Source organism: Piscinibacter sp. (genome assembly GCF_050175855.1).
Lineage (GTDB): Bacteria > Pseudomonadota > Gammaproteobacteria > Burkholderiales > Burkholderiaceae_C > Piscinibacter.
On sequence record NZ_JBFXIO010000225.1, the window covers coordinates 1 to 8,404 of the forward strand.

The following is an 8,404-nucleotide window of genomic DNA, read 5'->3' on the forward strand; positions in this document are numbered from 1 at the left end:
GGCCGCCAGCACGCGCACCTGCTCGACCAGATGGTTGTGGGCGTCGAGGAAGGCGGCCGCGATCACCTTGCCCTCGTTGGTGTTGCTCCAGCCCAGGCCGCCCAGCCCGCCGCCCTTGCCCGCGACCAGGCCGCCGAGGCCGAGGTCGGTGGTGCGCGCCGCGCCGGTGGCCGCGGACAGCTGCTCGGTGGTCTCGTTGTCAGTCATCAGCAGCACGACCTGCGCTTCCTTGAACTTCACCTGCTCGGCGGCACCCGCCAGCTTGTCGAGGTAGGGAATCTGGGCCAGGATCCCGCCGATCTGGCGGCCGGCGTCCTGCTCGCTGAAGGTCAGGCTGGGCACCACGCTGTACTGCGCGACGATGCCGCGCGCCTTGCGCACGGTGGTGTCGTCCTGGCGCAGCACGCCCTGGTCCTTGAGCTCCTGCTCGCGCAGGGTGGCATCGAGGCCACTGTGCCGGTCGACGATGCGGAAGCAGCCGCTTTGCTGCATCAGCACCCTGACGAGCGGCAGCGGCGATTCCGGCAATCCGCCGCGTCCGATGCCGACGTAGCCGCGCTGGTTCTCGGCCAGCGAGACCACGGCCACCGGCGAGTCGCAGCGCACCAGCTCCTTGGCGGCGCCCTGCGCGCCGGCAGAGCCGCCCGAGCCGGTCACCACCGAGCCGCCCTGGCCGAGTTCCACGCCCTGCTTGCCGCATCCGGCCAGCACGCTCGCGGCAGCCAGCGCCGCTGCAGTGCAGACGAGTCTCATGTTCTTGTCCTCCCTGTCGCCGCCGTGGCGGCGGCTCACGGGCGGGCATTGTGGATCAAGCCCGCGCGCCGAAGATCGCGCTGCCCACGCGCACCATCGTCGAGCCCTCGAGGATCGCCGCCTCGAGGTCGGCGCTCATGCCCATCGACAGCGTGTCGAGTTCGAGACCCTGCGCGCGCAGCGACTCGAACAGCTCGCGCAGCGCACGGTGCGGCGCGCGTTGCGCCGCCAGGTCACCGGCGGGCTCGGGTATCGCCATCAGGCCGCGCAGGCGCACGCCCGGCAGCGCGGCCACCGCCTGCGCGACATCGGCCACCTCGGCCGGCGCCAGGCCGCTCTTGCTCGCCTCGCCGCTGATATTGACCTGCAGGCACAGCTGCAGCGGCGGCAAGTTCGCAGGCCGCTGCTCCGACAGCCGCTGCGCGATCTTCAGCCGGTCGACCGAATGCACCCAGTCGAACTGCTCGGCCACCGCCCGCGTCTTGTTGCTCTGCAGCGGGCCGATCAGGTGCCACTCGATCGCGCCGCGCAGGTCGGCCAGCGCCGCGATCTTGTCGAGCGCCTCCTGCACGTAGTTCTCGCCGAAGCATCGCTCGCCCGCCGCATGCGCCTCGCGCACCGCGTCAGGGCCGAAAGTCTTGCTCACACACAGCAGCGTGACGCTTTGCACGGGGCGCTGCGCCACGTCGCAGGCGCGGGCAATGCGAGCGCGCACTTGTTGTATGTTGCCGAGGATCGTCGCCATAATCGTTCGAGAGTATCCACGCGGCGATTCCCGCCCCGCGCCGTGCGCTCGCACGAACAACTCGTTACTCCATGGACATCACCCAGCTGCTCGCGTTCTCGGTCAAGAACAAGGCGTCGGACCTGCACCTGTCGTCGGGCCTGCCGCCGATGATCCGCGTGCACGGCGACGTGCGCCGCATCAACGTCGACCCGCTCGAGCACAAGCAGGTGCACGACATGGTGTACGACATCATGAACGATGCCCAGCGCAAGGCGTACGAGGAGACGCTGGAGTGCGACTTCTCGTTCGAGATCCAGGGCCTGGCGCGCTTCCGCGTCAACGCCTTCAACCAGAACCGCGGCGCCGGCGCCGTGTTCCGGACGATTCCGTCGAAGATCCTCACGCTCGAGCAGCTCAATGCGCCGAAGGTCTTTGCCGAGCTCTCGCTGAAGCCGCGCGGCCTGGTGCTGGTGACCGGGCCCACGGGCTCGGGCAAGTCGACCACGCTGGCCGCGATGGTCAACCACCTCAACGAGAACGAGTTCGGCCACGTGCTGACGGTGGAAGATCCGATCGAGTTCGTGCACGAGTCGAAGAAGTGCCTCGTGAACCAGCGCGAGGTCGGCCCGCACACGCTGAGCTTCGCGAACGCGCTGCGCTCGGCGCTGCGCGAGGACCCGGACGCCATCCTGGTCGGCGAAATGCGTGACCTGGAAACCATCCGACTGGCGCTGACCGCGGCGGAGACCGGCCACCTGGTGTTCGGCACGCTTCACACCTCGAGCGCCGCCAAGACGGTGGATCGCGTCGTCGACGTGTTCCCCGCGGCCGAGAAGGAGATGGTGCGCGCAATGCTGTCGGAGTCGCTGATCGGCGTGATCTCGCAGACGCTGTGCAAGACCAAGGACGGCTCCGGCCGCGTGGCGGCGCACGAGATCATGCTGGGCACCGCGGCCATCCGCAACCTGATCCGCGAGAACAAGATCGCCCAGATGTACTCGGCGATCCAGACCGGCAACAGCATCGGCATGTCCACGCTCGACCAGTGCCTGGCCGATCTGGTGCGCCGCAACGTCATCTCGCCCGCGGAAGCCCGCGCCAAAGCCAAGTTCCCCGAGAACTTCCCCGGATAGATGTTCACCCCCGTTCGCTTCGCTCACTTGCCCCCCGAGGTGGCGGCTCAGGCCGCTTGGGAGCGGCCCGGCGCTGGCCTGAGCCCGCGCTGAACACCGAAGGACTCCGTCATGGAACGCGACCAGGCCTCCAAGTTCGTCAACGACCTGCTGCGGCTGATGGTCAGCCGCAATGGCTCGGACCTCTTCCTCACCGCCGACTTCCCGCCCGCGATCAAGGTCGACGGCAAGGTCACCAAGGTGTCGCCGCAGCCGCTGACCGGCGCGCACACGCTGGCGCTGACGCGCGCGGTGATGAACGACAAGCAGGCCGCCGAGTTCGAGAAGACCAAGGAGTGCAACTTCGCGATCTCGCCGCAGGGCATCGGCCGCTTCCGCGTCAACGCCTTCGTGCAGCAGGGCAACGTGGGCCTGGTGATGCGGACGATCCCGCAGACGCTGCCCACCATCGACAGCCTGAACCTGCCCCAGGTGCTGAAGGACGTGGCGATGACCAAGCGCGGCCTGGTCATCTTCGTCGGCGCCACGGGCTCCGGCAAGAGCACCTCGCTGGCGGCGATGGTCGACTTCCGCAACGAGAACTCGCACGGCCACATCATCACGATCGAGGACCCGGTCGAGTTCGTGCACCCGCACAAGAACTGCATCGTCACCCAGCGCGAGGTCGGCATCGACACCGACGGCTGGGAGCAGGCGCTGAAGAACACGCTGCGCCAGGCGCCCGACGTCATCCTGATGGGCGAGATCCGCGACCGCGAGACCATGGAGCACGCCGTCGCCTTCGCCGAGACCGGCCACCTGTGCATGGCCACCCTGCACGCCAACAGCGCCAACCAGGCGCTGGACCGCATCATCAACTTCTTCCCCGAAGAGCGCCGCGCCCAGCTGCTGATGGACCTGTCGCTCAACCTCAAGGGGCTGGTGTCGCAGCGCCTGCTGCCGCGCCAGGAAGGCAAGGGCCGCATCGCGGCGGTCGAGATCCTGCTGAACACGCCGCTGATCGCCGACATGATCTTCAAGGGCGAGGTCGCCGACATCAAGGACCTGATGAAGCGCTCGCGCGAGCTCGGCATGCAGACCTTCGACCAGGCGCTGTTCGACCTGTACGAGAGCAACCTCGTCACCTACGAAGACATCCTGCGCAACGCCGACTCGGTCAACGACCTGCGCCTGCAGGTCAAGCTGCACAGCCAGCGCGCGCGCAGCGCCGACCTGGCCGCCGGCACCGAACACCTGACCATCGTGTGAGTTTCGTGCCTTGGGTCAGAATCGGCCCATGAGCACGACAACCCCCACCAAGACCTACGAGCCTGTCCCGGCGCGCGACGTCGCCTTCCTCGGCCTGGGCGTGATGGGCCACCCGATGGCCGGCCACCTGGCCCGGGCCGGCCACCGCACCACCGTCTACAACCGCACCGCCGCGAAGTCGGCCGCCTGGGCGGCCGAGTACGGTGGCTGCCACGCGCCGACCCCGCGCGAGGCCGCCAAGGGCGCGGACATCGTCTTCGCCTGCGTCGGCAACGACGACGACCTGCGCTCGGTGGTGCTCGGCGCGGACGGCGCCTTCGCCGGCATGAAGCCGGGCGCGATCTTCGTCGACCACACCACCGCCTCGGCCGAGGTGGCGCGGGAGCTCGGTGCCGAAGCCGACAAGCGCGGCCTGAAGTTCATCGACGCGCCGGTGTCCGGCGGCAACCTCGGGGCCATCAATGGTGTGCTGACCGTGATGTGCGGCGGCGATGCGCAGGCCTTCGAGGCCGTCAAGCCGGTGGCGATGGCCTTCTCCAAGGCCGTCACCCTGCTCGGGCCGAACGGCGCCGGCCAGCTCGCCAAGATGGTCAACCAGATCGCCATCGCCGGCCTGGTGCAGGGCCTGGCCGAGGCCATCGCCTTCGGCGAGCGCGCCGGCCTGGACATGAAGGCCGTGCTCGGCGTGATCGGCAAGGGTGCCGCGCAGAGCTGGCAGATGGACAACCGCGGCCCGACCATGGTCGACGGCAAGTTCGACTTCGGCTTCGCGGTCGACTGGATGCGCAAGGACCTGGGCCTGTGCCTGGAGGAAGCCAAGCGCAACGGCGCGCGGCTGCCGGTGACGGCGCTGGTCGACCAGTTCTACGCCGACGTGCAGGCGATGGGCGGCAACCGGCTCGACACCTCGAGCCTGATCAAGCGCCTGCGCTGAAGCAAGCGGTCCGCCCGCCTCCGGGCCGTTCCCAAGGCGGGCGGCGGGCGCCCCTCGGGCGCAGGAGTGAAGTAACCGGGGCGCCCTAGTTCTGCGCCTGCTTGGGCTGGATCTCGGCCAGCTCGGCCTCGGTGATCACCTCGAACACCTTCACCACCTTCTGCACGCCCGCCACGCCGCGGGCGATGTCGGAAGCACGCGTGGCCTCGCGCTCGGTGACGCGGCCCATCAGGTAGACCGTGCCGCGCTCGGTGGTGACCTTGATCGCGTTGGCGAACACGTCCTTGGCGTCGATGTAGCTCGCCTTGACCTTGCTGGTCAGCACGGCGTCGTTGGAGCGGCTCGCGAGCGACGACGAGCCCATCACGGCCAGCTCGTTGACCACGGTGCGCACGCCTTCGACCTTGGCCACGGCCTGCTCGACGGCCACCTTGTCGACGTCGGCCGCGACCTCGCCGGTCAGCAGCACGGTGCGGTTGTAGCTGGTGATGTTGACGTGGCCGCGCTCGCCCACGGCTTCGCGCACGCGCGTCTTCGACTTCAGCTCGATGGCCTGGTCTTCGAGCTGGGTGCCCGAGGTGCGACGGTCGGTGACGACCATCGAGGTGCCGACGACCGCGCCGCCGACCAGCAGCGGCGCGCAGGCCGACAGCAGCGTGGCAGCGGCCAGCCCGGCAAGCAGCAGGGCAGGGCGATGGAGGGTGGAGCGTTGCTTGGTCATGTGTTTTCCTGTTCTCCCAGCAGCTGCAGGTCGACCGCGTCGCACAGGCAGTGCAGCACGAGGATGTGCACTTCCTGGATGCGCGCGGTGCGCTCGTGCGGCACGCAGATGTGCACGTCGGTCTCGCCGAGGCGTTCGCGCATCCTGCCGCCGCCACGGCCGGTCAGCGCGATGACGGTCATGTCCTTGGCCTTGGCGGCGTCGACGGCGGCCAGCACGTTGGCCGAGTTGCCGCTGGTAGTGATGGCCAGCAGCACGTCGCCGGGCGAGCCCAGCGCCTGCACCTGCTTGGAAAAGATCGAGTTGAAGTCGTAGTCGTTGCCGACTGCGGTGAGGATGGAGGTGTCGGTGGTCAGCGCGATGGCGGCGAGGCCGGGGCGCTCGCGCTCGAAGCGGCCCACGAACTCGGCCGCGAAATGCTGCGCATCGCTGGCCGAGCCGCCGTTGCCACAGGCCAGCACCTTGCCACCCGCCGTGATGCAACCGACCACGGCGTTGACCGCGTCGGCGATGGGCTTGGCGAGGATCTCAGCGGCGGCGTATTTCAGATCCGCGCTGTCGAAGAACTGCTGCTGGATGCGTTGTTCGAGCATGGTGGGCGATCATAAGACACGGCCTCGCGGCGACGGTTCCGTCATGGGCGTGACACATCGTCACTGCGCCTCGAAGGCCCCGCGCAGCCATTCGACCCGGCCCGCATCGATCGCCACCACGTCGAAGCGGCATGGCGGGGGACTGCCCCAGCGCATCAGGTAGTGATGCGCCGCGAGCACGATGCGCCGCTGCTTGGTGGCACCGATGCTGGCTGCCGCGCCGCCATGGCTCGCGGCCGCACGCGAGCGCACCTCCACGAACACCAGCGTGCCGTCGCGCTCGCGCAGGATCAGGTCGACTTCGCCGCCGCGAGCGTGCGGACCGTGCGCCACACGATAATTCCGCTCCACGAGGACGAGGCCGGCGCGCCGCAGGTGCGCCAGGGCCAGGGCCTCGGCCTCGTCACCGATCGCCTTCGTCGTCCGCCGTCCCGTGAACTCCATCGACGCCTCGCTGTTGCGGCAGGCCGCCGCGGCGGCGGCCGGTGGCCAGAACTTCCCGGCCGGCGCACTCTACGTCGTCGCCACGCCGATCGGCAACCTCGCCGACCTCAGCCTGCGCGCCATCCACGTGCTGGCGCTGGCCGACGCCGTCGCCTGCGAGGACACCCGCCACAGCGCGCCCTTGCTGCACACGCTCGGCATCGACGGCAAGCCGCTGCTGGCCATCCACGAACACAACGAGCGCGAGGCGGCGGCCGGCGTGATCGAGCGCCTGGCGCGGGGCGAGCGCGTGGCCTTCATCAGCGACGCCGGCACGCCGGCGGTCAGCGACCCCGGCGCGGCGCTGGTGGCAGCCGTCAGCGCAGCCGGCCACCGCTGCCTGCCGCTGCCCGGCGCCAGCGCTGCGGCGGCGGCGCTCAGCGTGGCCGGCGATGCCCAGGGTCAGGGCTTCGTGTTCCGCGGCTTCCTTCCGACAAAGGGCGGCGAGCGCGGCCAGGCCATCCAGCGCCTCGCAGCCGGCAGCGACACCACTGTGCTCTTCGAGGCGCCGCATCGCATCGAAGCGCTGGCGCGCGAGCTGGCTGCGGCCTGCGGCGAGCGTCGCATCACGGTGTGCCGTGAGCTGACCAAGCAGTTCGAGTCGGTGCACACGCTGGCGTGCGCGGCGCTGCCGGCGTGGCTCGCGGATGATGCCAACCGGCTGCGCGGCGAGTTCGTGCTGGTGCTGCATGCGGCGGCGACGGCCGAAGGGGCCGCCGACGCCGCCGTGCACGACCGCATTCTCGATCCGCTGCTCGCCGCGCTGCCGCTCAAGCAGGCGGTGGCGCTGGCGGTGGCGCTGACCGGCGCGCCGCGCAACGCTCTCTACGAGCGGGCGCTGGCACTCAAGCGCGAGCAGGCCGACAGCGAATGATCAGGGCCGCGCGACCTGCGCGTCGTGCTTCTGGTGGCGGATGTCGCGGCTGGCGTGGTTCTGCATCTTGTGCAGGCGGCGGCGCTCTGCCTTCGTCACCGTGCCGTCGGCCTTGGCCTTGTTCTCGGCCCGGTCGATCACGTTCTGTTCCTTCTGCAGGCGCCGGGTCTCGCGCTTGTTGAGCTCGCCGGAGGCGATGCCCTGGTCGATGCGCTTTTCCTGGTGGGCCTGGCGCTGGTCGACGCGCGGCGTGGCGGCGGGGGCCGAGGCGGCCTGGGCGAAGGCGCCTGCGGCGGCGAAGGCCAGCGTGGCGGCGGCCAGGGTGCGAAGCTTGAACATGAGGTCTCTCCGGTGTGGGGTGGGGACGCCTGCTCAACGGGGCCGTGCGCGCCGGAGTGCACCGCCGCTTCGTAAACCCGCGTAAAGACCTGCAAACCAGGGCGGCTCCTAGAATGGACCGACCGCTGCCGAGGACGCCGCCATGATCTCCCGCGAACCGACCATCGAACGCCTGGCTATCGCCCGCTCGCTGCTGCTCGAGCCCTTCGGGCTGACCGAGGCGACGCTGGCCAAGGCCATGGCCACGATCGCCACCCACCGCATCGACGATGCCGATCTCTACTTCCAGTACACGCGCAGCGAGGGCTGGAGCCTGGAGGAGGGCATCGTCAAGAGCGGCAGCTTCGGCATCGACCAGGGCGTGGGCGTGCGCGCGGTGGCCGGCGAGAAGACGGCCTTCGCCTACTCCGACGACATCTCCGAGGCCGCGCTGCTCGACGCCGCGGCCACGGTGCGCACCATCGCCTCGGCCGGCCAGAGCCGGCGTGTGAAGGTGGACGCGCCGCAGAAGATCGCGCCGAGCCGCATTCTCTACGCGCCGATGGACCCGATCGCCACGCTCGACAGCACGCAGAAGGTGGCGCTGCTCGAGCACGTGG

The 8,404-nt window shown here is 69.8% G+C and carries 11 protein-coding genes; 5 read left to right on the top strand and 6 right to left on the bottom strand.

What is annotated here, in order from left to right:
* Positions 1-753: curli production assembly/transport component CsgG (locus AB7U92_RS16470; RefSeq protein ID WP_428579135.1), on the bottom strand; the 753-nt coding region annotated here is incomplete at its 3' end.
* Positions 754-808: 55 nt separating this feature from the next.
* Positions 809-1,498 carry a YggS family pyridoxal phosphate-dependent enzyme gene (locus AB7U92_RS16475; protein ID WP_428579138.1) on the bottom strand — a complete coding sequence of 230 codons (690 nt, stop codon included), beginning with the start codon at positions 1,496-1,498 and terminating at the stop codon, positions 809-811.
* Positions 1,499-1,569: 71 nt separating this feature from the next.
* Between AB7U92_RS16475 and AB7U92_RS16480 the strand changes: the two genes are divergently transcribed.
* The 3 genes from AB7U92_RS16480 (at position 1,570) to AB7U92_RS16490 (ending at position 4,795) form a co-directional block, all read left to right on the top strand.
* A complete protein-coding gene (locus tag AB7U92_RS16480; protein ID WP_428579141.1) occupies positions 1,570-2,613 on the top strand; it encodes a type IV pilus twitching motility protein PilT in 1,044 nt (347 codons plus the stop codon).
* A 111-nt stretch (positions 2,614-2,724) separates the two neighbouring features.
* On the top strand, positions 2,725-3,861 hold the full coding sequence (locus AB7U92_RS16485; protein WP_428579145.1) for a PilT/PilU family type 4a pilus ATPase: 1,137 nt from the start codon (positions 2,725-2,727) through the stop codon (positions 3,859-3,861).
* Positions 3,862-3,889: 28 nt separating this feature from the next.
* The gene (locus AB7U92_RS16490) at positions 3,890-4,795 is read left to right on the top strand and encodes an NAD(P)-dependent oxidoreductase (protein ID WP_428579148.1); all 906 of its coding nucleotides are present in this window, start codon (positions 3,890-3,892) and stop codon (positions 4,793-4,795) included.
* A gap of 85 nt (positions 4,796-4,880) precedes the next feature.
* Here the strand turns inward: AB7U92_RS16490 and AB7U92_RS16495 are convergent, their stop codons facing one another.
* Genes AB7U92_RS16495 through AB7U92_RS16505 form a run of 3 tightly spaced genes read right to left on the bottom strand, consistent with a single transcriptional unit; the run spans position 4,881 to position 6,553 of the window.
* Entirely contained in the window at positions 4,881-5,516 is a 636-nt protein-coding gene (locus AB7U92_RS16495; RefSeq protein WP_428579151.1) for a BON domain-containing protein, read from the bottom strand.
* Positions 5,513-6,109 carry a phosphoheptose isomerase gene (locus AB7U92_RS16500; RefSeq protein ID WP_428579154.1) on the bottom strand — a complete coding sequence of 199 codons (597 nt, stop codon included), beginning with the start codon at positions 6,107-6,109 and terminating at the stop codon, positions 5,513-5,515. The genes AB7U92_RS16495 and AB7U92_RS16500 overlap by 4 nt, the downstream gene beginning before the upstream one ends.
* A gap of 60 nt (positions 6,110-6,169) precedes the next feature.
* Positions 6,170-6,553: a YraN family protein gene (locus tag AB7U92_RS16505; protein WP_428579157.1), complete on the bottom strand. Its 384-nt coding sequence runs from the start codon at positions 6,551-6,553 to the stop codon at positions 6,170-6,172.
* Between AB7U92_RS16505 and rsmI the strand changes: the two genes are divergently transcribed.
* Positions 6,543-7,466, top strand: a complete 924-nt coding sequence (rsmI, locus tag AB7U92_RS16510; RefSeq protein ID WP_428579160.1) for a 16S rRNA (cytidine(1402)-2'-O)-methyltransferase — start codon at positions 6,543-6,545, stop codon at positions 7,464-7,466. The two genes, AB7U92_RS16505 and rsmI, sit on opposite strands and share 11 nt — an antisense overlap.
* Here rsmI and AB7U92_RS16515 read toward each other — a convergent pair whose 3' ends face one another.
* Positions 7,467-7,805, bottom strand: coding sequence for a hypothetical protein (locus tag AB7U92_RS16515; protein WP_428579163.1), 339 nt, complete (start codon positions 7,803-7,805; stop codon positions 7,467-7,469).
* Between the two features lie 142 nt (positions 7,806-7,947).
* Here AB7U92_RS16515 and AB7U92_RS16520 point away from each other — a divergent pair.
* Positions 7,948-8,404: PmbA/TldA family metallopeptidase (locus tag AB7U92_RS16520; RefSeq protein WP_428579166.1), on the top strand; the 457-nt coding region annotated here is incomplete at its 3' end.